We start from the raw sequence: 24,542 nt of genomic DNA, 5'->3' as shown, positions 1-24,542 counted from the left end.
TCGCCCTGCTCATAACGGTCTCATAACAAGCGAAAAACTCGCGCTTTCCCATTGACTCGCTAGGTCGCCAGTGGCACCCTTCACCAAGAGGTCTTACCACTGGAGGCAAATTGAGCACTGTAGCTCTCGTCGCGTTAGCGCGACCTACCTTTGATCTGACCTGCGCCCAGGCTAATTTCGATAGCGCGCGTGCACTGTTAAATGAACTAGGCGCATCAGTAGTAGGGCCAAGTGAACTCGTAATGACTGTTGAAGATCTCGCTGCGGTAAAACTTCCAGCGGCTGACCTTCACATTTTATTTATGGCCTCATTTGCAGATGCATCACCGGCAGTTGAACTCTTTGGAAAAGTTAATGGACCCATCCTTGGTTGGTCGATGCGCGAACCTGGTGAAGTTGGCGAAAGACTTAAATTGAATTCAATGTGCGGCGTAAATCTTGCGGCACATGCTCTGATGAATGTTGGGCAATCAATCCGTCATATCCATGGAAACGCCGATGAAGCGAATGTGCGCAGTGCAATTCGTGATGCGCTCGCCGGCAAACTTCCAGAGGCGACTGCTCCAAAATCTATTGTTGGAGAATTTGCACCCGCTGGCGAAGTTGAAAAAGCTTTTGCTTGGTTAAAGGGCAAAAAGATCGGCGCTGTTGGAGATGCTCCAATTGGATTTACTCCATGTGTATTTGATGGCAAACAGTTGAATAAGTATTTTGGACTTGATGTTCGCCAGATAACAATTACAGATGCATTTGGCCGAATTGCTGAAGTTAAGGAAGAAGCGCGTGAATTAGCCTATGCAAACGCGGTAGCAGCGCAGCCTTCTCTTTCTTCAGTAAACGTTGATGAGGCAAAGAAAGTTTATGGTGTTGAAGTTGCGCTAGATACTTGGCGCGAAGAAGAGTCCCTAGATGCAATTGCTATCCGTTGCTGGCCAGAATTTCCAACGGAAATGGGTGCCTGTATCTGTTCTTCCCTTGGCCGCCTTTCAGATCGCGGCACAGTCACAACCTGCGAACGCGATGTGCTGGGCGCCGTAACCATGATGGTTTGCGAGTCACTGGGTTCAGATGAAAACTATTTGGTAGATATCGTCGATCTAGATGCAGATAAAGGTTTAGTTCGACTATGGCATTGCGGATCAGCTGCGACAAAGTTGGCGGCAGATCCACAAAATGCAACGCAAACAACACACTGCAATCGCAAACTAGGCGTTGCAGGTAATTTTCCGCTCAAGACCGGACCAGTAACGCTGTTCCGTATTGATCGGGATGTAGATCCGAGCAATAGCACGGGTTTACGAATGGTTGTGAGCCGAGGGGAATCTATCCCTGCTCCCAATCACTTCCAAGGTAATACCGCAACGGTTATCACTCAACCTGATGCTGCTGCGTTAGTAAATGGAATAGTCACTGGCGGATATCCGCATCATCTAGTCATCTCGTGGATAGATGTGCGTCCGGGTATTCGTCAAATGGCAAAGATGTTAGGGATACCCCTCACAGAATGGTAAAACAACTAAAACCCTCGATTAGCAAAGGACTACAAATGATGAAAACTCAAGGAATGACTTCCTTTAGTGCACGTCGCCTTGGCGCAGTAGCTGTGGTTGCATTCGCAGTCGCTGTTTCAACATTGCCATCGGCATTTGCAGCTGGAGAAGTCTTAGGAAAGGCTTGCAAGGTTGAAGGTGTTTCAACAGGAACAAGTTCAACATCACTAGTTTGCAAGGCTGGATCAAATGGAAAACTGACTTGGCAGAAGGTTCGCCTAAGCTCAAGCCTCGGTGCTCCAATCAAGGAGATTGTTCCACCAGCTGGATCAATTGAATTCTGGCACTATCGCCCAGAAGATAAAGCCCACTTCGAAAAGATCATTACAAACTACGAAGCAAAGTACCCAGGTACAAAAATTACTCAGGTAATCAAGACAACAACTGATTACAACGCAACTGCACGCGTGCAGATCCTCGCAAATCCAAAGGCTGCTCTATTCGCTGCAGCACGTGGTTCAATCTTCAACGACTTCGTTAAGAGTGGATTGCCAGCAGATCTAACTAACGAGCGTTTCGTAAAGCGCAACCTCGTATCAAAGGGTCTAACAGCGGGAGTTGAAAAGGGTCGCGTACTCGCAGTTCCTTATCACTACCTATTTAACAACCCGGTCTATAACACTGAACTCTGGGCAAAAGAGAAGTGGGATATTCCTAAGAACCTAACTGGTTGGGTCGCCTGGTGTAAGGATGCCAAGGCCAAGGGATATGTTCCTCTTGCATGGCCAGGAGCAACACGTGGACAAGCAGCGCAGATCTCAAACTCTGCTCTAATGAACTCTGCAGCAGATTACGATGCGTTATCTGCAAACTTGGCAGATTTGAACTCAGGAAAGATCGATCTGACTTCAACATGGTTCAAGGGCGTTGCAGATATCTACGTCAAGCTACGTAACGCAGGATGCTTCCCAGATAACCCAACAGGTGTTACTGAAGCTGCTGCTTACAACTTGTTCGCAACAGGTAAGTCACCAATTCTTCCTACCGGTACATTCTCAATGGGTTCAATCAAGACTTTGGCCCCAGCGCTAACCGGCAAGATGCAGTTGATGAGCATGGTTCTAACAGATGGCAAAGTTGTCGCTGAAGGAATTATGAACAACACCTTCAACCTCAGTGTAAATGCTAAGTCAAATCCAACTGACCAGCGGATTGCAAAATCCTTCTTGTCATATTTGGCTACAGGTCCAGTTGCAGCGATCTATGCAGTTGCAACTACTCAGCACGTTAACGTTCTAGATGTTGATTACTCAGCAAACGTTGACTTGCTAAATACATCTGCCTTCCAGGCTAAGAACACAATGTTGGCTCCACGCTTCTTGATTCTGAATACTTCAGTTTCAGATTTGACTCAGGATGCCCTCATTCAAATCGTTGGTGGCAAGAGCCCAGACGATGTTCTGCCTGACTTCTCTAAGCAGATCAAGCAGAAGTTGCAAGGCTAATTAAGACAAAACTAGCTACCGGTACCGCTCCCACCATTGGTGGGAGCGGTACTCCTGCTACCCGTAAAAAGCGTAAGAAAGATGCGCTTGTTTATTATGTAATGGGCGCACCGGCGATGATTCTCTTCCTTGCTTTTTATTTATATCCAGCGCTGCAAAACCTGCAATTTGCCACACGACGTTGGGATGGCATCACCGAGCCTGAAAATGTGGGCTTTAGAAACTTTACAAATCTACTTACCAATGACGATCTCTTCTATAAAACGCTAGGTAACAACATTGAATTCACATTCCTGGTTGTTATTTTCCAAACTGCGCTGGCTCTGATTTTTGCAGTCTTCTTAGTTAAAAACACCAAAGTTAATATTGCACTTCGTACTCTTTACTTCTTCCCAACAATTCTCTCTTCAGTCTCTGTGGGAATGATCTGGCTCTTTCTATATGATCCAAACTTCGGAGCGATCAACCTATTCTTTAATAGCGTTGGATTGCCTTCCTTTGCACTTAACTGGCTGGGTAGTGAAAGCAGCGCGCTCTATGCGATCGCTTTTAGCCAAGTCTGGTTCCACACCGGTCAGATGATGGTTGTCTATATCGCCGGCCTGCAGCAGATTCCCAAAGAACTTTATGAGGCCGCAGAGGTAGATGGCGCATCTCGCTGGAAGCAATTTACAAAGATAACTTGGCCAATGGCGATGCCTACGACCTTGGTGGTTATGGCATATACGACTATTCAATCGTTCCGCGCCTTTGATTTGATCATGGTTATGACAAATTCAACCGCGGGACCAAATAACTCAACAAGTATTTTTAGCACCTTGGTTTATTTCACTTTGTTTAATGAACTTCGACTTGGATACGCGGCGGCACAGACAATCTTTATGGTTGCCACTATGGTGCTTATAACTTGGTTGCAACGCCGGGCATTTAGCGGACGATACGAGAAGTGAGGGATAAGAAATGATCTTTAAGAGTTCTCGGATTGTCTCGCTTACTTTCTTTGCCGCGCTAATTCTGATTCCTTCGCTTATTGTTGTTCTAGGCTCCTTCAAGACCGACTCTGAGGTCTATAACAAGCCACTTTCTCTCCCAGATGTCTGGAGTCTGGATAACTACAAGAGATTGCTTAGCGACAGCGACCTTGAAGTTAGTTTTAGAAATAGCGTAGTTGTAACCCTGCTATCCGTAATTTTCACCTTGCTATTTGCCAGCCTGGCCTCATTTGCAATCGCCCGAATGATCACAGTTTCCGGAAAAGTATTGGCAACTTTATTTGCACTCGGCTTGGCAATTCCCGCCCAGATCAACCTTGTTCCGATCTATTACATCTTCCGAGATTTGGGACTTACCAACTCGTTCTTTGGCTTAGTGATTATCAATGTGACCACAACCCTGCCAATTTCTATCTTTATTCTTACCGCTTTCTTCCGAGAGATATCTCGAGATATGTATGAAGCTTCTGAGGTAGATGGCGCATCGCCGCTTCGCATCTATCGCTCTATCGCCCTACCGTTATCCCGACCTGCGATGGGTGCAACAGCGATTTTCCTATTTGTAATCAACTGGAACGATCTTCTCTGGCCACTTTTGCTTATTCAAGAATCAGATAAGAAAACTCTGCCACTTGCGATGTTGGCATACCGCGGTGAATATTTCGTTAGTTTCTCGATGCTCTTCACCGCTGTGATGGTGGCATCACTTCCAATGGTTATCATGTACCTCATGATGCAACGCTCGTTTATCGCCGGTCTTACAGCAGGAGCGGTAAAGGGTTAAATGATGAGCGCTGTAACCCCGCTTGCTCCACAACGTGCAGCGCGCATTGCTACACAATTAGTTGAACTAATTGAAATTCAGAATCTAAAGCCAAACGACCGCCTGCCATCAGAGCGAACTCTCGCGGAATTGTTGGCGGTTAGTCGTCCTTCTCTGCGCGAAGCTCTACATATTCTGCAGGCCCAAGGCTTAGTGCAAATAAAGCATGGACAAGGCACTTTTGTTCAAGAACCGATAGTTGCGCAAGAACTGCGCGCTTCGATGATGGCCACCACCCACGGCTTAAATGAGCTCTTTGATGCTCGTGAAGTTCTGGAAGTTCCGGCATCAAAGTGGGCAGCGGCAAAGGCAACCAAGGAAGATATCCGCTTACTTCGTGCAACTTTAAATCAGATCGAGACAGTTACTTCAACGACGCCAATTGATTACAACCAATTGCAGGCGTTAGATGCGAAGTTTCACCTAACAATCGTCGGAATCGCCGAAAATAGATTTATCAACCAAACTCTCAACGTCTTGCAAGATGTAATGAAGATGTCGATGGAAACCACGTTGCGTTTGCCAGGCAGATCAGATGTATCAAAGCGCGAGCACAACGCTATTTTGGATGCGATTGAAGCAAGAGATGGAGAACTTGTCTCTAAGTTAACGCTGCAACATATTTCTGGCGCACGTGCAGTAGCCCTTGCCGATGCAAATGAAAAGAATGAGCGTTGAGCGATATTCAAGTTGTTTGTCTCGGCGTAATAACTATCGACACAATCGCCTTAGTCGATAACTATCCAGGCGAAGATGAAAGAGTTTTAGCCCACCAGATAGCCCGTGCAGGTGGTGGCCCGGCAGCTGTTGCCGCAGTAACGCTAAGCCGCCTCGGTGTTTCAACGGCGATTGTGGGAACAATTGGCGATGATGAAGATGGCGCAGAAGTTCTGCGCATTTTTGTCCGTGAAGGCGTTGATACTTCAGGGATTTCAATCGGTGCTAGCGCAACATCAGGAAGCGTAATCGTTGCTTCGAAGGCCCATAGCGCACGTGCAATTAGCACCCGTCAACCAATGCAACAAGTAAATCTAAATGCAGAAGCGAAGAAGTTGATTAGTCAGGCTGAGTGGCTCCACGTAGATCACGTTGGAATTAACCGTTTAAAGTCTGAAAAGATCGCTCGTGGAAACGGACCGAAGATTTCATTTGATGCCGGCTACAACGTTGCTGATTTCGAGGCTTCAGAGGTAGATCTATTTGTTCCAACTGATCGGCAGATGGCGCTTCGTTACCCCGACCTTCAACTGGGCACAGCGGTCGAAAGAGATGCGGTTAACGCAAAAAATATAACGGTTGCAACGCAAGGTTCTGCGGGAAGTACTGGTTATTCCAGCGAATCAGGCTTAGTTCACGCAGATGGCTTTGCCGTTGATGTTGTAAGCACGCTAGGCGCCGGCGATGTTTTTCATGGAGCGCTTCTTGCTCAAGTAATTCAAGGCCACACTCTCGAAGCCTCTTTAATGCGCGCTAATGCAGTCGCCGCACTTTCATGTCGTGGCCTAGATGGTCAATCGATGATTCCAAATACCGCAGAGCTAGATAAATTCCTAAAGGAGCGATCATGAGAGCACCACTTACCAAATTAGCCCGTCCATCTGGTGCACTTGCGATGGTTGCCGTGGATCAACGTGAAGCTCTGCGCGGAATGTTTGCGGCACATCAGAGCACACCGGTCCCTGACTCACAGTTAACTCAATTTAAAGTAGATGTTGCCCGCGAACTTTCGCCATTTGCATCAGCGCTCTTAGTTGATCAAGAGTTTGGCATTGATGCGATTATCAACCAGGGCGCGCTAAAAGGCTCATGCGGATTAATCGCTGCCGCTGATTTATTGGTTGGTCCCGCAGGTGGCGCAGCTACTGATACTGCTGTCGATCCTGATGTTGATCCGATCAGAATGCGTGATATCAAAAGCGTCGGATTGAAATTCTTGGTGCTGTGGCGCAACGATGAATCTCCGGATAGCCGAGCCAAACTCGTAGCCGAATTTAATAAGTTATGCGAAGTCTCTGGTCTGCCATCGATTATAGAAATCATCGTGAAGCCACCAACTGATACTTCAAGATCTTTTGATCGCGAAGAAGAGTTAATTATCGCAGCACGTGAAGCTGCGACTTGGAAGCCAGATTTGTATAAAGCAGAAGTTCCCTTCCATGGCGAAGGAGATCTTTCTTTAGTAACCAAGAACGCAGAACGAATTTCTGAGGCAATTGGATCTCCGTGGGTAGTTCTCTCTAACGGAGTTAAGCAACCATTTTTCAACGATGCAGTGAAGGCTTGTGCAATTGGGGGAGCGAGCGGTTTCCTTGCTGGACGCGCGGTTTGGGCCGACATCGTTGGTGCCCCTGATATTCCAAAGGCGCTGCGCGAAATCTCTATTCCACGCTTAGAAAAGCTCGCCGAAACAGTTGATACCTACGCCAAGCCATGGAGCAGTTGGTAATTAGCCCCAAAGTTCTTTGATTTCAACGACGCGACCTTCGTTGATGCTCTTGTGTGCAGCAAGCCCTGTAACAACGCTCGTTACGCCATCTAGCAAGGTAACTTCAGCGGCAGTGGAATTTAAAATCGCATCGCGGAATTTTGTATGTTCGATATATGAAGCACCGTAGTGGTGGCCCATGTACTTAACATCGTAGTTATGAACAATCTTTGTTTCGCTGCCACGCGCACGGCTAGCACCACTTGCCCAGTTATCGAGGTTTCCAACTGAATCACGACGTGAGGCTTTAACAACTTGAGAAGGAAGGAATGATTCAATCTTTCCCTGATCTCCAATGATCGTTAAAATCTCTTTATCGAAGGAACCTTCGCCAAACATACAGAGATCGAGCATTCCACGAGCACCGCTGGCATATTCTAAAATTACATATGCGTTATCGAGCATATTTGCTCGGCGCCCGCCATAATTTTCATTTAAGTGATTAACGCTCTGACCGCCTGAAGCAAATACGCGGATAGGTTGTTCACCAATCACTAAATCCATCAAGTTAAAATAGTGGCAACATTTTTCGACAAGCGTGCCACCAGTTCTTTCCGTGAAGCGGTTCCAGCTATCTACCTTTGGATAGAAAGGTTCGCGATGTTCGCGAATCGAAATCTGATGTATTTTTCCGGCTTCACCTTCTTTTGCTCTCGCAATTGCTTCAGTCACCGGTGGCATAAAACGATATTCCAAGCCCATCCAGGTAAGAGCGCTACGCTTTTCATCCCAAGACAGAATTGATTTCAAATCTTCGACAGTTGTAGCAAGTGGCTTTTCAACAAAGACCGCTAATTCTGTTGCGAGCGCATCTTTTAAGACCTCAGCATGGGTGTCATTTGGAGTTGCAATTACGACGGCGTCGATTAAGCCAGAATCCAAGAGCGCGCGGTGATCGCTAAAGACCTTGGCCCCCGGAACCATTTCTAGAGCCGCTTCAATGGAGGGCTGGTGAGGGTCGCTGATGGCCGTGACGACAGCTCCACCCATCACCTTGATGTTGGAAATATGCTCGCGCCCCATGCTGCCGACGCCTATAACCCCGTATCGAAGCTCGCTCTTCATAGCCACAGGTTAGACCACTTACGATAATTTGGGCAGAGGGCTAGACGAAATACGCTCACCTAACCTAGACTCCACCAAGAGGTCAGACCACTACCCCCTTTATGCGAGAGAGGAAAGTCAGATATGGCAATTACGCCACCGCAATATCTGCTCCATCACGACGGTGACAATGTCGCTGTTGCTATGGCGGATATGCAACCAGGAACTCTTCACGGGCGATCCGTGAAAGAAGGAACAGAGAGCACCGCGATCTTAAATCACGCGATTCCGCTCGGCCACAAATTTGCCCTTGCAGATATTGCAAATGGCGAAGCGATTATTAAATACGGAATCAAGGTTGGTCTGGCATCAGCTGCGATCAAAAAAGGCGATTACATTCACACACACAACATGAGGAGTTATCGATGGGAAGCAAGCCGCGCTTAATGGGATACCGCCGCGAAAACGGCACCATGGGTATCCGCAATCACGTCATTATTTTGCCCCTTGATGATCTTTCAAATGCTGCTGCAGAAGCTGTTGCGAAGGTAATTCCAGGAACTCTTGCACTCCCACATGCATTTGGGCGTTTGCAATTCGGCGAAGATCTAGAGCTAACTTTTAATACGCTAATTGGAACAGGTGTTAACGCAAACGTTGCCGCTGTAGTTGTAATTGGTATCGAACCAAAGTGGACACAGAGAGTTGCCGATGGCATCGCTAAGACTGGTAAGCCGGTTGCAGCGTTCTCTATTGAAGGTAAGGGCGATCTCCAAGTAATTCAGGAAGCAAGCCGCGTTGCCGCAATGTTCTTGCAAGATGCATCTGGCCTAGAGCGCGAAGCAGCCGAAATGGGCGACATGATTATGTCGATCAAGTGCGGCGAATCAGATACAACATCAGGTCTTGGCTCATGCCCAACAACATCACAAGCAGTCGATCGCTGGGTAGCAGCAGGTGGAACCGTATTCTTCGGCGAAACTTCTGAGCTAACTGGTGGCGAGCACTTGATCGCTGACCGTTGTATCGATGATGCTTGCCGTAACTTGTTCCAAACAACTTACGACAATTACATCAAGGTAATTGAAGCAACTGGTGCAAACCTTCTAGGTTCACAGCCAACGCAAGGAAATATCGCTGGCGGGCTAACAACTATTGAAGAGAAGGCGCTTGGAAATATCGCTAAGACTGGTTCAGTTCCAGTTGTTGGCGTTCTCAAGCCAGCTGAAGCTCCAGACCCAAAGAAGAAGGGCCTTTATTTCATGGACTCTTCATCAGCAGCTGCAGAGTGCGTAACTCTGATGGCAGCAGGCGGCGCAGTTATCCACTTGTTCCCAACCGGACAAGGCAATGTGATTGGTAACCCAATTATTCCGGTACTCAAGTTAACAGCGAACATTAAGACTGCTAACTCAATGACTGAACACATCGATTTAGATGTTTCAGGTCTATTGCGTTACGAATATGACTTAACTAAGGCTGGCGACATGATGATGGATGTCATCAATCAGACCGTTAATGGACGCCTCTGCAAGGCTGAAGTTATGGGCCACCGTGAATTCACCTTCACAAAGTTGTATATCTCCGCATAATGATTCTCATCTCTGAAGATGTATGGGGAACTCCCTTCCAGAAGCTGGAGGGGAGTTTTCCCATTGTCCGAAATGACGATCTTTGGAATAACGTCGATGAGTTAAAGAGCGCTCTTAAAGATGCAACTGCTCTAGTTGTAAGAAACAGAACGAAGGTAACTGCAGATGTAATTGCTACGGCACCTAAGTTAAAGGTAATTGCTCGCGCCGGAGTCGGCTTAGATAACATTGATATCAAGGCAGCCGATGCTGCAGGTGTCGTCGTCGTTGCCGGTCTTGGAGCTAACGCGGTAAGCGTTGGCGAGCTAACTCTGGGATTAGCGCTTTCTTTATTACGAAATGTCCCTGGGCATGATCAAGTCACGCGCGAAGGAAATTGGATCCGCACACCAGGCCGCGAGCTATCGGGCTTAACCTGGGGGTTGCTCGGATGTGGTGCAACGGGGCTAGCGACGGCAAAGTTATTGCAAGGTTTTCAATGCAAAATGATTGGTTTCGATCCTTATGCGAAAAATCTAAGCGGTATTGAATTAAAGTCTTTTGAAGAAGTCTTAAAGGAGAGCGATGTAATCAGCATCCATATGCCATCGACCCCTGAAACAAATGGCTCAATTAACGCTGCAACTTTGAAGTTGATGAAGCCAGATGCCGTATTGGTAAATGTGGGGCGCGGTGAAGTAATTAACGAAGCCGATTTAATCGAAGCTTTGAAATCTAAGGTTATTGCTGGCGCTGCCCTAGATGTGCGCGCCCAAGAACCACCAGTTAAAGGCGAAATGGAGCAAATTGCGAATTTGATCTTAACTCCGCACGTTGCAGGGATTACCAAGGAAAGCCAATTGCGTATCAATGAAATCCTTGTTTCAAATATTATGAAAGTCTTAAATAACGAAGTTGCCACACATGCTGTTGGTGCAATCAAGGAGAGCGCAAAATAATGGCACAGCTAACTGTTGGCTCTGCAACGCAATTAGCGAAATCACTTCTTAAAGCCGCCGGTGTTCCGGATCAAGAAGCAGATGTAACCGCTCGTTGCATCGTTGCCAGCGATCGTTGGGGAATCGGAAGCCACGGCTTAATGAGACTTCCTTTCTATCTTGCGCGCTTGCAAGCAGGTGGAATTAAAGCTGATGCGAAGTTAAAGGTAGTAACAGATCTACCAAGCCTTGTGGTCTTTGATGGCGATGATGGTCTTGGCCATTGGCAGTTACAGAAGGCGGCAGAAGTTGCTGCTGAACGCGCTGCAATAAATGGAATTGCCGCTGTCGGAGTTGGACGATCCAACCACTGTGGCGCTCTCGGAATTTATGTCTGGCCGATGATTAATCGCGGACTAGTTGGAATCGCATTTAGCACTGGGCCAGCAGTAATGCCGCCATGGGGTGGAAACTCTGCGCTACTTTCAACTTCACCAATTGCTGCGGGAATTCCAACGAATCCGCCAACTGTTGTTGATCTAGCAACTAGCGCAGTTGCACGTGGAAAGATTCAAGCAAAAGCGCAAGCAGGTGCCGAACTAGAACCTGGCTGGGCGTTTACAAAAGATGGCAGCCCGACAACCGATGCTAAGGAAGCACTTGCTGGAATGCTCGCGCCGCTAGGTGGAGTCAAAGGTTATGCAATTGCAGTACTTGTTGAATCGCTAACGGGAATGTTGGTTGGTCCATCACTGGCAAAAGATATTCCAGATATGTTCGCTAGCGAGCAAGATGCCAATCCACAGAAAATTTCACATTTCATTATCGCTATCGATAGCGCAAAACTTTCGGTGGATGGTGAAAATACAAGAACTGCAGACTTTTCAGCGCTGGTAAACGCTGCCGGAGGCCGCTTACCTGGAGCAAATCGTTCTAATCCAGAACGTCCCGACATTGCAGAAAACATTACGATCACCGATTCGGTCGCTGATCAGCTAGCGCAATGGTCAAGCAAGTTAGGGATCTAAATGGTTAAGAACCTTCCTGGTTTAGGTCTGATAGCTGCAATTGTTGGCGTTGCCTTTCTAATCAATGATTTTCAACCAGCGGTAAGTCCACTTGCACTTTGCGTCGCATTTGGATTCGCGGTTGCAAACTTTGGTAGATGGCCAAGCTTTGCCGCTGCCGGAACAGGGCTTGCGAGCAAGAAGTTAATGCGCATCGGAGTCGCACTTCTTGGCGCACAAGTAAGCCTTGTATCGCTAAAGGCGATTGGCTTTAAGGGAGTACTAACCGTCATCTTGGTTGTGACCTTCACGATTTTTGGAATCTTGGCGCTATCAAAAGTATTCAAGATGAGTGGTGAACTTGGACTTTTAATTGGCGTTGGATTTGGAGTCTGTGGTGCAACTGCCGTTGCTGCGATCCGCCCACAAACACGCGCTACCGAAGAAGAAACCTCATATGCAATCGCTTTGATTTCGCTCTGTGGCACCCTTTCAATTTTTACACTGCCATTTATTGGCCACCTAATTGGGCTAAGTGATCAGACTTTTGGTGCCTGGGCTGGTGCTGCCGTACACGATGTTGGTCAGGTAATTGCGACTGCATCTGTCTGGAGCGATGAGGCGGTGCAATCTGCCGTCGTAATCAAATTGGCGCGAGTATGTATGTTGGCTCCGATTGTTCTAATTCTTTCGATTCGCCACCGCCGCTACTTAACTTCAGTTGCAATGCAAAATGAAAAAGATGGAATAGCGGTTAGTACCAAGACAACGAAAGTGCCACTAATTCCATTCTTTGTCATTGGCTTTATTGCAGTTGCAACGATCCAAAACACACTTGATATTCCCTCAGGAATTCATGATGCAGTCGTTCTGGTAAGTAAGTTACTTCTTGGCGCTGGTTTGGTTGCACTTGGTTCAAGTGTGCGCTGGAAATCGATTCGAGCAATTGGCCCACGCCCCATGGTGATGGGCTTAATTGCTTGGGTAATTGTTGCCGGCGTTGCCTTAGCGGCAGTTCAAATTACTGGTCTTTAAGAACAAACTGCGCCGTTGGTTGCAGAACCAACCAACTTCACATACTTAGAAAGCACGCCCTTTGTATATCTAGGTGGGAGTGGCACAAAGTTCTTGGCACGTTCTTGCAACTCTTCGGGTGTAACGAGTAGCTCCAAAGTTCCATTTGGGATATCGATCGAAATTTGATCGCCATCTTTAATTAACCCAATCGGCCCACCATCTACAGCTTCCGGTGAAATATGGCCTACGCAAAGTCCAGTTGTTCCACCAGAGAATCTGCCATCGGTAACGAGCAATACATCTCTTCCTAGTCCTGCGCCCTTTATTGCACTTGTGATCATCAACATTTCGCGCATTCCTGGACCACCCTTTGGACCTTCGTAGCGAATAACAACTACATCGCCTTTTTTAATTGTGCCATCAGAGAGCGCCTGCATCGCTGATTCTTCGCGGTCAAATACTCGAGCAGCGCCTTGGAATTTCTCCTCATCAACACCGGCGTTCTTCACAACGGCACCTTCAGGAGCGAGAGATCCTTTAAGAATAGTTATGCCACCATTTTTACCAAAAGGTTTAGCGGCTGGATAAATAATCTTTCCATCAGCAGCAGGAGGATTTACATCCTTTAGATTTTCAGCAACTGTTTTTCCAGTTACGGTCATGCAATCGCCGTAGAGCAGACCCTCATCAAGCAAAATCTTCATTACTGCAGGTACGCCACCAACTTTATCGAGATCAAACATCACATATTCACCGAATGGTTTTAGATCTGCAAGCAATGGAACGCGTGCGCCAATTCGCTTGAAATCATCGAGAGATAAGTCAATACCTAGTTCGTGAGCGATCGCTGGCATATGAAGCACTGCATTTGTAGATCCTCCAAGTGCCATGACAACCGTGATGGCATTTTCCAAAGATTTTTTAGTAATGATGTCGCTGGTTGTGATTCCAAGTTTAAGTAAGTTGATTACAGATTCGCCCGCTAATTTTGCAAGCGGTTCGCGGCGATTATCAACTGCAGATGGAGATGAAGAGCCTGGAAGTGACATTCCCATCGCCTCTGAAGCGCTAGCCATCGTGTTTGCCGTGTACATACCACCGCATGTTCCGGCACTTGGGCAGGCAGCCTTTTCAATGCGATCGAGATCTTCATCAGACATTAAGCCACGCGCATTTGCACCAACTGCTTCAAAAGAAGTGACGATATTTACTTTAATCTCAGTGCCATCTTGAAGAGTAGTTTTTCCAGGCAGTAAAGAACCGGCATACATCAAGATACTTGGCACATCTATGCGCGCAGCTGCCATAAGCATCGCCGGAATACTTTTGTCGCATCCCGCCAGAGTTACCATCGCATCTAAGCGTTCTGCTTGCATAACAGTTTCCACAGAATCTGCAATTACTTCGCGACTAACGAGGGAGAAATGCATTCCTTCGTGTCCCATAGAAATTACATCTGAAACAGTGATCGTTCCAAACTCCATTGGGAATCCGCCGTTAGCGCTTACTCCAGCGGCAACATCTTCAGCAACGGTGCGCAGCGACATATTGCAAGGGGTAATGGTGTTGTAAGAAGATGCAATACCAATCTGCGGTTTCTTAAAATCATCGCCCTGCATACCCAGCGCTCTCAACATCGCGCGGTTTGGGCTTCGGTCACGGCCTTGCGTTACAAGCGAACTTCTCGGAGTCAGAGTCACTGTAGTACCCTAACCACAACCCAATACCTTGTGAAGAGTGTGCAGCAATGAGTTATACAACGTTGATATCCACTAGCGATTTGGCGCGCAACTTAGAAAATTCTGAGTTTGTAATTTTTGATGTTCGCTTCACATTAGATGACGAATCCTGGGGAAGAAAGGTTTATGACCAATCCCACATACCAGGTGCACATTACGCAGATTTATCTACTGATATGTCTGGAGAAATTATTCCGGGCGTTACCGGTCGCCGACCTTTTCCAACGGTTGCAGCGTTCACTAAGACTCTCTCTAACTGGGGAATAACCCCAGATACCCAAGTAATTTGTTACGACGCAGAATCAGGTTTGATGGCGGCATCACGCCTTTGGTTGATGTTTCGCTGGATGGGACATGAAAAAGTTGCCGTTCTAGATGGCGGCCTAAATGCATGGAACCGCGAATCTTTACCTTTAAACCAAGAGAAGAAAGTTTTAACGCCTACAAATTTCATTCCAAAGCTACGTAACGATCTCTTAGTCGAAGTCGAAAAAGTTGAAATGGCCAGAAATGATTCCAATTACTGCGTATTTGATTCCAGAGGTGCAGAGGGATATCACGGGGGCGGAAAATACTATGACCCAATACGCGGACATATCGCTGGCGCTGGTCTGGCAGATCGCGCTGAAATTACAGATGCGCAAGGGCTCTTTAAGAGCAAGGCTGATTTAAAGAAGCACTACGAATCACTTACCAACGGTGTTAGCGCTGATAACACAATTTTCTATTGCGGCTCTGGCGTAACTGCTGCACAAAATGTCTTAGCTATGGAGCACGCTGGTTTCACGGGAAGCAAAATATATGTTGGTTCTTGGAGCGAGTGGATCACAGATCCAAGTAGAGAAATTGCGCTATGACCCAGAAGAAATATAGATATGCCTTAATTGGATGTGGCTTCTTTGCCCAGAACCACCTCCATGCATGGAGCCAGAATCCCGACGTCGAACTAGTTGCAACTTGCGATGTTGATTTTGAAAAAGCGAAGTTGGCTGCCGCCAATTTCGGAGGCAAGGCTTATGCAAGTGCGGAAGAGTTATTTGCCAATGAAGATTTAGATTTCGTAGATATTGCTACGACTCCACCAACTCATAAATATATGGTCGAACTAGCGGCAAAGCATGGCGTTGCAGCAATCTGTCAGAAACCACTTGCATGGGATATGGCAGATGCAAAGTCAATGGTTAAGGCGATGTCAGATCAAGGCTTGCCCTTTATGGTTCACGAGAATTTTAGATTCCAGACCCCAATGCGAAAAATCAAAGAGATTATCGATAGCGGCGCAATTGGTCGCCCGTTCTTCGGGCGAATTTCATTTAGAACTGCACACGATGTTTACTCTGCTCAATCATGGCTGGTTGAGAGCGAACGAATGATTATCGTTGATGTCGCAGTTCACCTCTTCGATCTTGCTCGTTACTTTATCGGTGAACCAAATACGATCTTTACCTCCGCTCATCGAGTAAATCCGATCATTAAAGGCGAAGATTCAGCCACGATTCTGATGCATATGCCAGATGCCAGCTGCATTGTTGATGCTAGTTACGAGACTAGATCAGACCACAGCACCTATCCGCAGACCTTTGTAATTATCGAAGGAACCAAGGGAGCAATCACCTTATCTGCTGATTACCATCTTCAAGTTGTGTCGGGTACCTCTGTAACTAATGAAGTTGTTGTTATTCCGAATCACGGGTGGACTTCTCAGCCCTGGAATGGAATTCAAGATAGCGTCGTAAATGTAAATAAGCATTGGATTGAATGTTTGAAAACCGGCAGAACACCTGAAACCAGTGGCGAAGACACGCTCAAATTATTGGATATCACCTTGGGCGCATATGAATCAGCCGAGTCAGGCCAAGTCTTTAACGTTGGCTCACTACTCAAGTAGTAGATAAATGAGAAAACTTGTCGCTGGCCCGTTAACTCTGGAGTATTCCGAGGGAAGTCTTTGGAATATAAGTAACGGTAGCGAAGAGGTAATTCGCAGGATCTACCTGGTGTTCCAAGATATTAATTGGACTTCTCGGCCATTTGTTATCAAAGACGAGATTTGGGAAGTTAGTGATCGTTCGTTCAGCGCGAAGATCAAAGCGCAGGGATCGCACGATGCCAAAGATTTATCTGTGGAGTTAGAGATAACTGGCTCAGAAAGCGGAGAAATCACCTACGGGTTTAGCGCATCTACATCAGTTTCCTTTATGAGAAACCGCTTGGGGCTCTGCCTGCTTCATCCCGTTGCAGGTTTAGCTGGACGCGATTGTGAGTTAACCAAGGCAGATGGCGCTATTGAAAAATCTAAATTCCCTGAAGCGATTTCTCCAGATCAACCATTCTTAAATCTATCTGGCATTAGCCATAAGCTTCAAAGCGGACAAATTGCTTCAATAAAGTTTGAAGGCGAGATATTTGAAAGCGAAGATCACCGTAACTGGAGTGATGCGTCATATAAGACTTACTGCACACCAATTTCTCTACCTTTTCCTGCGCAAGTTTCTCCGGGGGAGGTGCTTAGCCAAAAGATAACCATCTCAATTTCCGGCGAGCACGCGACACCAATTTCAAAGGATGAAAGCGCCATTATTACTGTTGGCACAAAAGAGATTGAAATTCCCGAAATTGGTTTGGGGTTAAGTGAAGATCCTGCTCACTTAATAGCCAGCGAGTACGTGGGGTTCGAAGATCTTGCGATCAAGCACCTTCGCCTTTCACTGAACGGTGATTCTCAAATTCGCTCTGCCGTGGAACAGGCGCTATTAGTAACTCAGCAGCTAAAGATTGATCTTGATCTTGCGATAACCGCCAATAGCCCGCAGCAACTTCAAGTAATACTGCAGCCAATAGATGAATTAAAGGATCAGATTCGCCGCTTCTATATCTTCTCGGCAAGCGATAAAACAGTGCCACTTGGTTTTATTCAAGCGGCCGAAGAGTTACTAGGGGATAAGTCAAAAATCATTGGTGGTACAGATCTGTACTTCACCGAACTCAATCGCAATCAAGGCTCAGTCGATTTCGTTGATCAAGTCAATTTTTCAATTAACCCCCAGGTGCACTCATTTGACGATCGAACTCTTATACAAAACACTGCTACCCAGAAAGTGATTTCCACAAATGCTCATCGGATTGCCAAAGTAAAAAAGGTAAGTATTGGGCCAATAACGCTACGTCCTAGGTACAACCCAAATGCAACTCAACCCGATAAAGATGTCAGCAATACACCTCTGCCATCGTCGGTCGATGCCCGCCAGCGCACTTGGTTTGCGGAAGGCTGGACCGCGATGTCTATTCGCTCGATTACAGAGTCAGCGTCAATTTCAACCGTGACTTACTTCGAAACTCTGGGATGGCGTGGCATACGCGAGCTATCTACTGGAAGTGAAGATGCACTCAACTTTGCTAGTAAAGCAGGTGAAGAATTTCCAGTTTGGCGCTTGTTCAAGAATCTCAAGGGATTTACTCATGCCAGACCAACTGCTTCATCTCTTCCAGAGTTAGTTGATTGCCTAATCGTTACTTCAGGGCAAAAAGCAAAGGTTATTCTGGTTAATTTCAGTACTATTGAGCAGGAAGTGAAATTCTCTGGAATTGATTTAAAGCCACAGACTTTAACTCCCGAGAGCGTTACTTATTTAGAAGTTACAGGGGTAGCAAATGTTTGATCCATTATTCGATCTTAAGCAGAAGCGCGTTCTCATAACCGGTGGCGCTGGAACGCTAGGTGCGTTGATTGCTAAAGCCTTCGCCGAACGTGGCGCAGATGTAACTATCCAGGATCTAAATCAAGAACGGCTCGATGAAGTCCGCAAATCCATTTCTGGCGAATCAGGTAAGGCTTTCTCAATTAGCGCTGATTTATCTAGCCCAGATCAATGTGCCAGCGTGGTCAATGAGGCAAATGCGCTTATGGGTGGCCTAGATATCGTTATCAATACTGCGGGAATAAATCGTCGCAAACCTATAACTGAAGTTACCGAAGAAGATTTCAACGCCATAGTTTCAGTGAATATGAAGGCGATCTACTTTATTTCGCAGGCGGCGCATCCGATCATGAAGGCAGCCGGCGGCGGAGTTATTGTAAATATGAGCTCACTTAGCGCTCGTTATAGCTTCAATACGATCTCTGTATATGCAGCTACCAAAGCAGCGGTGACTTCAATTACCCGCAGCACCGCTCGTGAATGGGCAAAAGATAAAATTCGAGTTAACTGCATTGAACCTTCAGTTATCAAAACGGATTTCACCAAGCCGCTATGGGGCGAACCCCATCGCACAAAATGGTTTGACGAAACAACGCCGATTGGCCGCCTCTCCAACCCTGACGAGATAATCGGATCCGTAATCTTCCTAGCAACCGATGCATCCTCTTATATAACTGGCCAATCTATTGTTATAGATGGTGGAATCTTGAGTGGTGGCGATTGGGATTCATACGCTTAGCAATCTCTTTTTTAGAGGCGAAGTGATAAGTTCAAGACCTTGAATAAGGAGCATTTAAATGTCTAGCGGGTTCGAAGCGATTGTCTGGAAAGAAAACAAGATTGTTCTGCTCGATCAAACACAGATTCCCATCTCTGAAACCTATATTTCATACGACGAACTAGCTCCATATATCGATGCAATTCAAAGGTTGGTTGTTAGAGGCGCCCCTGCGCTCGGCGTTGCTGGTGCCTACGGCGTCGTACTGGTTATTGATGAAGCAGCGCGTAAAGGACATAGCGCGCAAGAGTTAGAACATAACCTTGATTTACTTCGCGATGCACGTCCAACGGCAGTTAACTTAGCCTGGGCTGTTGAGAAGATTCGTAAACATTTGCCAGAAGGACGCGATGCAGTTCTTGCCGCAGCCCACCAGTTAGCGAGTGAAGATAAGCAATCGAGTACTGATATGGGAAATATTGGCGCAGATTGGCTGATCAATAAACTGGGAAGTAAGCCAATGACTTTGTTGACCCATTGCAACACTGGTTCACTTGCTACAACCGGAACCGGAACCGCGCTAGGTGTCATTAAAGAGATACATAAGCGTGGCTTTGTTAAAGAGGTTTATGCAGATGAAACTCGTCCCTTGCTTCAAGGCTCACGTTTGACCGCATGGGAGTTGATGAAATCAGAGATTCCATATCGAATTGAGCCAGATGGCGCAGCAGCGATGGCGATCCTGAGCGGTCGCATTGACGCTGCGCTTATTGGTGCGGACCGAATCGCTGAAAACGGTGATTCTGCAAACAAGATTGGTTCGCTAAGCGTTGCACTTGCTTGTCACGCTGCAGGAATTCCATTTCTTGTGGTTGCACCCGAATCAACGGTTGATCGCAGCATCAAAACCGGAAGTGAAATACATATTGAGATACGTGGAGATGAAGAGTTAACCCAATTCAAGGGAATCCAAGTCGCACCAATTGGAGCTAAAACCTTTAATCCAGCTTTTGACGTCACACCAGCTAAGTACATAAGCGCAGTAATAACCGAGAAACAATCCTACGAAATAGCAGAAGGCCAAACACTATGAGTGATCTAAAGCCATTACACGACCTAGTCGCACGTTCACAGAAGATCGGTGCCGACCAATCAATGGTTGTTTACGGTGGCGGCAACACATCGAGTAAAGGTGAATTAAAGGACCATCTCGGTCGCCTCAAGAAAGTTTTATGGGTTAAAGGTTCTGGCGCAGATATGCAGTACGCCATTGATCGAGATTACCCAGCGCTTTATCTTGAAGAACTTCTAGCGTTACGCGATTTCGATGCTTTAGATGATGACACGATGGTTGATTATGTAACTCGAGCGCTGGTTGATCCAACATCACGCCGTCCTTCTATAGAAACTCTTTTACATGGTTTTCTTCCTGCAAAACATATCGACCACGTGCATGCTGATGCCATCTGCGCGCTGACCAATCATCCACAAGGAGAAAAAGCAGTTCGTGAAGCACTCGGTGAAGAATTCGCGTATGTCGATTGGATTCGTCCGGGCTTTGAACTGTCTAAGTTAGTTGGCGGTTTAGGCGATTATGCCGGTGTAGTTCTTGCTCATCACGGCCTAGTTGTCTGGGATGAAGATTCAGATCGTTGTTACCAAAAGACTCTTGATGCAGTGGCGTTGGCTGATAAATACCTCGATTCACTTAATAAACGACCAGCGGCGAACTTCCAACATCAAGATCTGCCCGATGAAGAGTTAAAGGATTTGCTTCTAAAGTTGCGCGGAACTCTTGGTAAGAAGCAGTTACTTAGAACAGATACTCGTTTAGCTGAAATTGCATCGCGCCCAGACCTGAAGAAGGTCTTGGCTCTAGGTGCATCTAGCGCCGATCACATGTTGCGTATCCGCCCTAAGTCAGCAACAGTGACTTTGGAAGATACTGAAACTGGAATCAATGAATTCCGTGAGAACTACAGCGCATATTTTGAAGCGAATAAGTCATTATTACCTGCTGGTTATTCAAGCCATGGAAATGATCCACGCGTAATTCTTGTTCCAGGAGTAGGTGCAGTTACCGCCGCAACAACAATTAAAGAGAATGTGATGCTGGCAGATATCGCTTCACATACTCACAAAGTTGCAGCACGAGTCATCGATGTATTTGGTGACGGAGACACAATCTCTGATGCAGAAATCTTTGGTTTTGATTACTGGCCAATGGAGTTGTTTAAGTTAAAGAACAAGCCAGCCCCCGCACAACTAGATGGACACATCATTATCGTTACAGGTGCCGGTAGCGGCATTGGAAGAGGCGTGGCACTTGAACTCGGAAAACGTGGCGCTCACGTAGTCCTTGCCGATATCGAAGAAAAAGGACTTCTCGAAGTTGAAAAAGAGTTTGCCGAGAATAAATGTAATCCGCCGCTATTGGTATTGGGTGATCAGTCAAAGGAAGCAGATGTTCAGGCGACAGTTACAAAAACTATTAAGCACTTCGGTGGACTTGATGGCGCTGTAATTAACGCGGGTATTGGCATCAGCGACAAGCTTGAAGACTTGGATGTTGAAAAATGGCGCCGCGGTTTAGATATAAATCTTTCCAGCGCGTTTATGTTGACTAAAGAAGCGATGAAAGTTATGCGCAAACAGAAAATGGGTGGCTCGATCGTTTACATCGCAAGCAAGAACGCATTTGCACCGGGCGCAGGATTTGGTGGATATTCAGTTAGCAAGGCAGGAATGTTGCAGTTGATGCGCATTGCAGCTCTTGAAGGTGGAAACGCCGGAATTCGCTTCAACGGAATCAACCCTGACGCAGTCTTCGATAACAGCAAGTTGTGGGAGGGCGGTATTCGCGAACAACGTGCAGCTGCACATGGTGTGAAACCAGAGGAACTTGAGGACTTCTATGCCTCTCGAAATCTTTTAAATGCACGCGTAAGAAGCCTAGATGTGGCACGTGCCGCAGCATTCTTCTTAAGTGATGAATCTTCACGCACAACAGGAAGCGTTATCGCCGTCGATGGTGGTGTTGCGGCGGCATTTCCTAGGTAGATAATTGCCCATGGCAAATGGGGAGGCGCTTAAAGTGGATCGTATCTACGTAACCTATAAATTCACTGGCGAAGATCCAAAGTCGATCGCTGATGTAATTCGTGCAGAACAGACGATCGAATTTCCCTATGAATTAGCTCCAAGTTGGATTCAGGAAGAAGTGGTTGGAAAAGTTGAGGAGATTTCATCCTCAGATAAAACTAGCCACTTAATTACTATTTCTTATAACCCAGATGTAACTGGCGGAGAGTTAAACCAGTTTCTTAACGTGCTCTGGGGAAATGTTTCGCTATTCCCTAATGTAAAGATTGTTGGCTTAAAACTGCCTGATTCTTTCCTCGCGAAATTTAGTGGACCTCGTTTTGGAATCAGTGGATTGCGTAAATTACTTGGCGCAGAAACCCGCCCCCTTGTTTCAACTGCTCTAAAGCCAATGGGATCTGATGCGCAAACACTTGCAGAAATGGCCCGCACCTTAGCCTTAGCGGGATTTGATTTGATTAAAGATGATCACAGCCTTGCTAATCAACCTTGGGCGACATGGAAAGAGCGAGTCACTTTAATTTCTCGTGCAGTAAAAGAGGCAAATGCTGTCACCGGTGGAAAATCTGTTTACGCACCGAGCCTTAATCTTCCATTTGATCAGATAGTTGACGCTGCACACACGGCAAAAGATTTAGGTGCAGGTGCGCTGTTAATTCTTCCCGGAATAACTGGCTTTGATTCGTTGCGCAAGATCGCATCCGATGACTCGATCGCACTTCCTATTCAGGGACACCCTGCCATGTTGGGATCACTAATAACCTCTAAAGCAGAGGGAATTTCACACGGAATTGTCTTGGGCACTTTGATGAGACTTGCAGGGGCCGACATCACGATCTTTCCAAATATCGGTGGACGTTTTGCCTTTAGCAGCGATCATTGTCTAGATATAACAGAGCGTTCACGTGAAAAACTTGGCAAGTTAAACCCAATGTTTGTCGCTCCTGCAGGTGGAATGAATTTAGGGCGAATTCCAGAGATGATAAAGATGTATGGCAATGACAGCGCGCTACTGATTGGTGGAGCCCTTTCGCGCGGAAACCTTGCAGATAACGCGGCTCGCATGTGCGAATTGGTGCGCGCCTACTAAACTTAGCCACATCATGTGGAAAAAGTTAAAGAAGTTATTTGCCGACCGCCGGGTTTGGGTACGTCAAATACTCGTGGCCGGCCTTGCTGGAGCAGTCGCCTGGCAAGTTGGAGATCTACTCGTTGAAGATGGCGGCGTAGTTGCGGCAATTGTCTGCACCTTGTCGATCCGCATCTCACTTCATAAATCTGTTCGCGAAGGCTTTGGGCAGATAGTCGGAACTGCCATTGGTGCAACCGTTGCTTTAATCAACGTTTCTATCTTTGATTTTGGCTTTATCGCAGTCGGTTTAACAGTTATCTTCTGCGCAGTTGTTGCGCGCGCACTTCACTTAGGTGAGGTGGCATCGGTAAATGTCCCGGTTACTGCACTCATCGTTATCGGCCCAGGAATCAGTGGAACAACTGCAGCGCATCGCCTTGGTTCCACTCTTATCGGCGCAGCAATTGCAATTGTCTTCTCCTATTTCTCTCACGCCAAGACACCAGTTGATCGTGCGATCGATCAGATCACCGATGTATCTGCCAAAGCTGCTGAGTTGTTAGCGAAAATGTCTGAAGGCGTTGCCGCTGGTTACACCCAGAAAGAAGCGGGTAATTGGTTAGCTAAAGCAAGGTTGTTAATGGAAGCAGTTCCCGCGATACGTGCACAATCAGTTGAAGCGCGCGGACATGCCAGATGGTTCCCAACAGCAGAGAAAGATGTAGCCGAAGAAGTTTACGTTCAAGGAATTGCGATCGAGCACACCCTCGTTCAGGTGCGCACAATTGCCAGAACTCTCTTTGACTCTGCCGTCAGCGGAGGTATCGCAGATTCCACCAAGAAGCAGATCGCAGTTGCGCTATCTGCGGCAAGTTATGCCATCTCATCCAAAATAGATGATGAAGAAGACTTTGAAACTACAACCACGGCAACTGATGATGCGCGCGAAGCCGGTGCCGCACTTGCCGAATCACTAATTGAAGATGCAAAAGATGCTGACCAAGAGCAGATCATTCGTGGACTTTCGATGGTTGCCAATATCGAACGAATCGCTGATTCACTAGATCAAAACTCTCCAGCACTTAAAGATGTGATCACTCCTGATGAGCCAGCCCATGCCAAAGTGATGGCGGTATCACCGATTGACCAGACCTTAAAAATTAATAAGCGCATAACTAAGCGTTTTAAGAAGATTTTCCGCAAGTATTTCTAACGCTAGAATTTAATATCGGCTACAAGGGAGAAGTAAATGTGTTCACGTGTTGTATGCAAGAAGTGCAGTAAATACACCTGGTCAGGTTGCGGCGAACATATTGAAGAAGCGCTTCAAGGAGTGCCTGC

At 46.7% G+C, this 24,542-nt stretch carries 22 protein-coding genes; 20 read left to right on the top strand and 2 right to left on the bottom strand.

Annotated features, from left to right (window positions below; translation table 11 throughout):
• Positions 1–110: 110 nt before the first annotated feature.
• The 7 genes from A1sIIB60_RS06105 (at position 111) to A1sIIB60_RS06075 (ending at position 7,256) form a co-directional block, all read left to right on the top strand.
• Positions 111–1,511 carry a hypothetical protein gene (locus A1sIIB60_RS06105; RefSeq protein WP_095689483.1) on the top strand — a complete coding sequence of 467 codons (1,401 nt, stop codon included), beginning with the start codon at positions 111–113 and terminating at the stop codon, positions 1,509–1,511.
• Positions 1,512–1,546: 35 nt separating this feature from the next.
• Positions 1,547–2,995 (top strand): ABC transporter substrate-binding protein, encoded by a 1,449-nt coding sequence (locus tag A1sIIB60_RS06100; protein WP_190279201.1) that lies wholly within the window; start codon positions 1,547–1,549, stop codon positions 2,993–2,995.
• 101 nt (positions 2,996–3,096) lie between these two features.
• Positions 3,097–3,945, top strand: coding sequence for a carbohydrate ABC transporter permease (locus A1sIIB60_RS06095; protein WP_095689481.1), 849 nt, complete (start codon positions 3,097–3,099; stop codon positions 3,943–3,945).
• A gap of 10 nt (positions 3,946–3,955) precedes the next feature.
• Positions 3,956–4,771 carry a carbohydrate ABC transporter permease gene (locus A1sIIB60_RS06090; protein ID WP_095689480.1) on the top strand — a complete coding sequence of 272 codons (816 nt, stop codon included), beginning with the start codon at positions 3,956–3,958 and terminating at the stop codon, positions 4,769–4,771.
• A gap of 3 nt (positions 4,772–4,774) precedes the next feature.
• Entirely contained in the window at positions 4,775–5,488 is a 714-nt protein-coding gene (locus A1sIIB60_RS06085; RefSeq protein WP_095689654.1) for a FadR/GntR family transcriptional regulator, read from the top strand.
• Entirely contained in the window at positions 5,485–6,378 is an 894-nt protein-coding gene (locus tag A1sIIB60_RS06080; protein ID WP_095689479.1) for a carbohydrate kinase family protein, read from the top strand. Before A1sIIB60_RS06085 ends, A1sIIB60_RS06080 begins: the two co-directional genes overlap by 4 nt.
• A complete protein-coding gene (locus tag A1sIIB60_RS06075) occupies positions 6,375–7,256 on the top strand; it encodes a hypothetical protein (RefSeq protein WP_095689478.1) in 882 nt (293 codons plus the stop codon). The genes A1sIIB60_RS06080 and A1sIIB60_RS06075 overlap by 4 nt, the downstream gene beginning before the upstream one ends.
• Here A1sIIB60_RS06075 and A1sIIB60_RS06070 read toward each other — a convergent pair whose 3' ends face one another.
• Positions 7,257–8,360 (bottom strand): Gfo/Idh/MocA family protein, encoded by a 1,104-nt coding sequence (locus tag A1sIIB60_RS06070; protein WP_095689477.1) that lies wholly within the window; start codon positions 8,358–8,360, stop codon positions 7,257–7,259.
• A 123-nt stretch (positions 8,361–8,483) separates the two neighbouring features.
• Here A1sIIB60_RS06070 and A1sIIB60_RS06065 point away from each other — a divergent pair, with 123 nt between their 5' ends.
• Genes A1sIIB60_RS06065 through A1sIIB60_RS06045 form a run of 5 tightly spaced genes read left to right on the top strand, consistent with a single transcriptional unit; the run spans position 8,484 to position 12,890 of the window.
• A complete protein-coding gene (locus A1sIIB60_RS06065; protein WP_095689476.1) occupies positions 8,484–8,786 on the top strand; it encodes a UxaA family hydrolase in 303 nt (100 codons plus the stop codon).
• On the top strand, positions 8,765–9,931 hold the full coding sequence (locus A1sIIB60_RS06060; protein ID WP_095689475.1) for a UxaA family hydrolase: 1,167 nt from the start codon (positions 8,765–8,767) through the stop codon (positions 9,929–9,931). The genes A1sIIB60_RS06065 and A1sIIB60_RS06060 overlap by 22 nt, the downstream gene beginning before the upstream one ends.
• On the top strand, positions 9,931–10,869 hold the full coding sequence (locus tag A1sIIB60_RS06055; protein ID WP_095689474.1) for an NAD(P)-dependent oxidoreductase: 939 nt from the start codon (positions 9,931–9,933) through the stop codon (positions 10,867–10,869). The genes A1sIIB60_RS06060 and A1sIIB60_RS06055 overlap by 1 nt, the downstream gene beginning before the upstream one ends.
• A complete protein-coding gene (locus A1sIIB60_RS06050) occupies positions 10,869–11,876 on the top strand; it encodes an Ldh family oxidoreductase (RefSeq protein WP_095689473.1) in 1,008 nt (335 codons plus the stop codon). Before A1sIIB60_RS06055 ends, A1sIIB60_RS06050 begins: the two co-directional genes overlap by 1 nt.
• On the top strand, positions 11,877–12,890 hold the full coding sequence (locus tag A1sIIB60_RS06045) for a YeiH family protein (protein WP_095689472.1): 1,014 nt from the start codon (positions 11,877–11,879) through the stop codon (positions 12,888–12,890).
• On the opposite strand, the gene ilvD is transcribed toward A1sIIB60_RS06045, so the two are convergent.
• Positions 12,887–14,572, bottom strand: a complete 1,686-nt coding sequence (ilvD, locus tag A1sIIB60_RS06040; protein WP_095689471.1) for a dihydroxy-acid dehydratase — start codon at positions 14,570–14,572, stop codon at positions 12,887–12,889. The two genes, A1sIIB60_RS06045 and ilvD, sit on opposite strands and share 4 nt — an antisense overlap.
• A 47-nt stretch (positions 14,573–14,619) precedes the next feature.
• Here ilvD and A1sIIB60_RS06035 point away from each other — a divergent pair, with 47 nt between their 5' ends.
• The 8 genes from A1sIIB60_RS06035 to A1sIIB60_RS06000 are packed head-to-tail and all read left to right on the top strand — an operon-like array spanning position 14,620 to position 24,414.
• Positions 14,620–15,468 carry a sulfurtransferase gene (locus A1sIIB60_RS06035; protein ID WP_095689470.1) on the top strand — a complete coding sequence of 283 codons (849 nt, stop codon included), beginning with the start codon at positions 14,620–14,622 and terminating at the stop codon, positions 15,466–15,468.
• Positions 15,465–16,499 carry a Gfo/Idh/MocA family protein gene (locus A1sIIB60_RS06030; RefSeq protein WP_095689469.1) on the top strand — a complete coding sequence of 345 codons (1,035 nt, stop codon included), beginning with the start codon at positions 15,465–15,467 and terminating at the stop codon, positions 16,497–16,499. Before A1sIIB60_RS06035 ends, A1sIIB60_RS06030 begins: the two co-directional genes overlap by 4 nt.
• Positions 16,500–16,506: 7 nt before the next feature.
• Positions 16,507–18,270, top strand: a complete 1,764-nt coding sequence (locus tag A1sIIB60_RS06025; protein WP_150131917.1) for a D-apionate lactonase family protein — start codon at positions 16,507–16,509, stop codon at positions 18,268–18,270.
• A complete protein-coding gene (locus A1sIIB60_RS06020) occupies positions 18,263–19,048 on the top strand; it encodes an SDR family NAD(P)-dependent oxidoreductase (RefSeq protein WP_095677662.1) in 786 nt (261 codons plus the stop codon). The genes A1sIIB60_RS06025 and A1sIIB60_RS06020 overlap by 8 nt, the downstream gene beginning before the upstream one ends.
• Before the next feature lie 58 nt (positions 19,049–19,106).
• Positions 19,107–20,120 carry an S-methyl-5-thioribose-1-phosphate isomerase gene (mtnA, locus tag A1sIIB60_RS06015; protein WP_095689467.1) on the top strand — a complete coding sequence of 338 codons (1,014 nt, stop codon included), beginning with the start codon at positions 19,107–19,109 and terminating at the stop codon, positions 20,118–20,120.
• On the top strand, positions 20,117–22,087 hold the full coding sequence (locus tag A1sIIB60_RS06010; protein ID WP_095689466.1) for an SDR family oxidoreductase: 1,971 nt from the start codon (positions 20,117–20,119) through the stop codon (positions 22,085–22,087). Before mtnA ends, A1sIIB60_RS06010 begins: the two co-directional genes overlap by 4 nt.
• Before the next feature lie 34 nt (positions 22,088–22,121).
• On the top strand, positions 22,122–23,219 hold the full coding sequence (locus A1sIIB60_RS06005) for a RuBisCO large subunit C-terminal-like domain-containing protein (protein WP_190279200.1): 1,098 nt from the start codon (positions 22,122–22,124) through the stop codon (positions 23,217–23,219).
• 13 nt (positions 23,220–23,232) lie between these two features.
• Positions 23,233–24,414: an FUSC family protein gene (locus A1sIIB60_RS06000; protein WP_095689464.1), complete on the top strand. Its 1,182-nt coding sequence runs from the start codon at positions 23,233–23,235 to the stop codon at positions 24,412–24,414.
• The last annotated feature ends 128 nt before the right edge of the window (positions 24,415–24,542 follow it).

The organism is Candidatus Planktophila lacus, from assembly GCF_002288385.1.
GTDB classification, from domain to species: domain Bacteria; phylum Actinomycetota; class Actinomycetes; order Nanopelagicales; family Nanopelagicaceae; genus Planktophila; species Planktophila lacus_D.
Note: the sequence above shows the minus strand (reverse complement) of the source record. Positions and strands in the feature narration are given on the sequence as shown.

Coding starts and splice junctions, on each gene's coding strand:
- A1sIIB60_RS06100 (WP_190279201.1), top strand. CDS start 1,547: ATGATGAAAACTCAAGGAATGACTTCCTTTAGTGCACGTCGCCTTGGC.
- A1sIIB60_RS06095 (WP_095689481.1), top strand. CDS start 3,097: ATGGGCGCACCGGCGATGATTCTCTTCCTTGCTTTTTATTTATATCCA.
- A1sIIB60_RS06090 (WP_095689480.1), top strand. CDS start 3,956: ATGATCTTTAAGAGTTCTCGGATTGTCTCGCTTACTTTCTTTGCCGCG.
- A1sIIB60_RS06085 (WP_095689654.1), top strand. CDS start 4,775: ATGAGCGCTGTAACCCCGCTTGCTCCACAACGTGCAGCGCGCATTGCT.
- A1sIIB60_RS06075 (WP_095689478.1), top strand. CDS start 6,375: ATGAGAGCACCACTTACCAAATTAGCCCGTCCATCTGGTGCACTTGCG.
- A1sIIB60_RS06070 (WP_095689477.1), bottom strand. CDS start 8,360: ATGAAGAGCGAGCTTCGATACGGGGTTATAGGCGTCGGCAGCATGGGG.
- A1sIIB60_RS06065 (WP_095689476.1), top strand. CDS start 8,484: ATGGCAATTACGCCACCGCAATATCTGCTCCATCACGACGGTGACAAT.
- A1sIIB60_RS06060 (WP_095689475.1), top strand. CDS start 8,765: ATGGGAAGCAAGCCGCGCTTAATGGGATACCGCCGCGAAAACGGCACC.
- A1sIIB60_RS06055 (WP_095689474.1), top strand. CDS start 9,931: ATGATTCTCATCTCTGAAGATGTATGGGGAACTCCCTTCCAGAAGCTG.
- A1sIIB60_RS06050 (WP_095689473.1), top strand. CDS start 10,869: ATGGCACAGCTAACTGTTGGCTCTGCAACGCAATTAGCGAAATCACTT.
- A1sIIB60_RS06045 (WP_095689472.1), top strand. CDS start 11,877: ATGGTTAAGAACCTTCCTGGTTTAGGTCTGATAGCTGCAATTGTTGGC.
- A1sIIB60_RS06035 (WP_095689470.1), top strand. CDS start 14,620: ATGAGTTATACAACGTTGATATCCACTAGCGATTTGGCGCGCAACTTA.
- A1sIIB60_RS06030 (WP_095689469.1), top strand. CDS start 15,465: ATGACCCAGAAGAAATATAGATATGCCTTAATTGGATGTGGCTTCTTT.
- A1sIIB60_RS06025 (WP_150131917.1), top strand. CDS start 16,507: ATGAGAAAACTTGTCGCTGGCCCGTTAACTCTGGAGTATTCCGAGGGA.
- A1sIIB60_RS06020 (WP_095677662.1), top strand. CDS start 18,263: ATGTTTGATCCATTATTCGATCTTAAGCAGAAGCGCGTTCTCATAACC.
- mtnA (WP_095689467.1), top strand. CDS start 19,107: ATGTCTAGCGGGTTCGAAGCGATTGTCTGGAAAGAAAACAAGATTGTT.
- A1sIIB60_RS06010 (WP_095689466.1), top strand. CDS start 20,117: ATGAGTGATCTAAAGCCATTACACGACCTAGTCGCACGTTCACAGAAG.
- A1sIIB60_RS06000 (WP_095689464.1), top strand. CDS start 23,233: ATGTGGAAAAAGTTAAAGAAGTTATTTGCCGACCGCCGGGTTTGGGTA.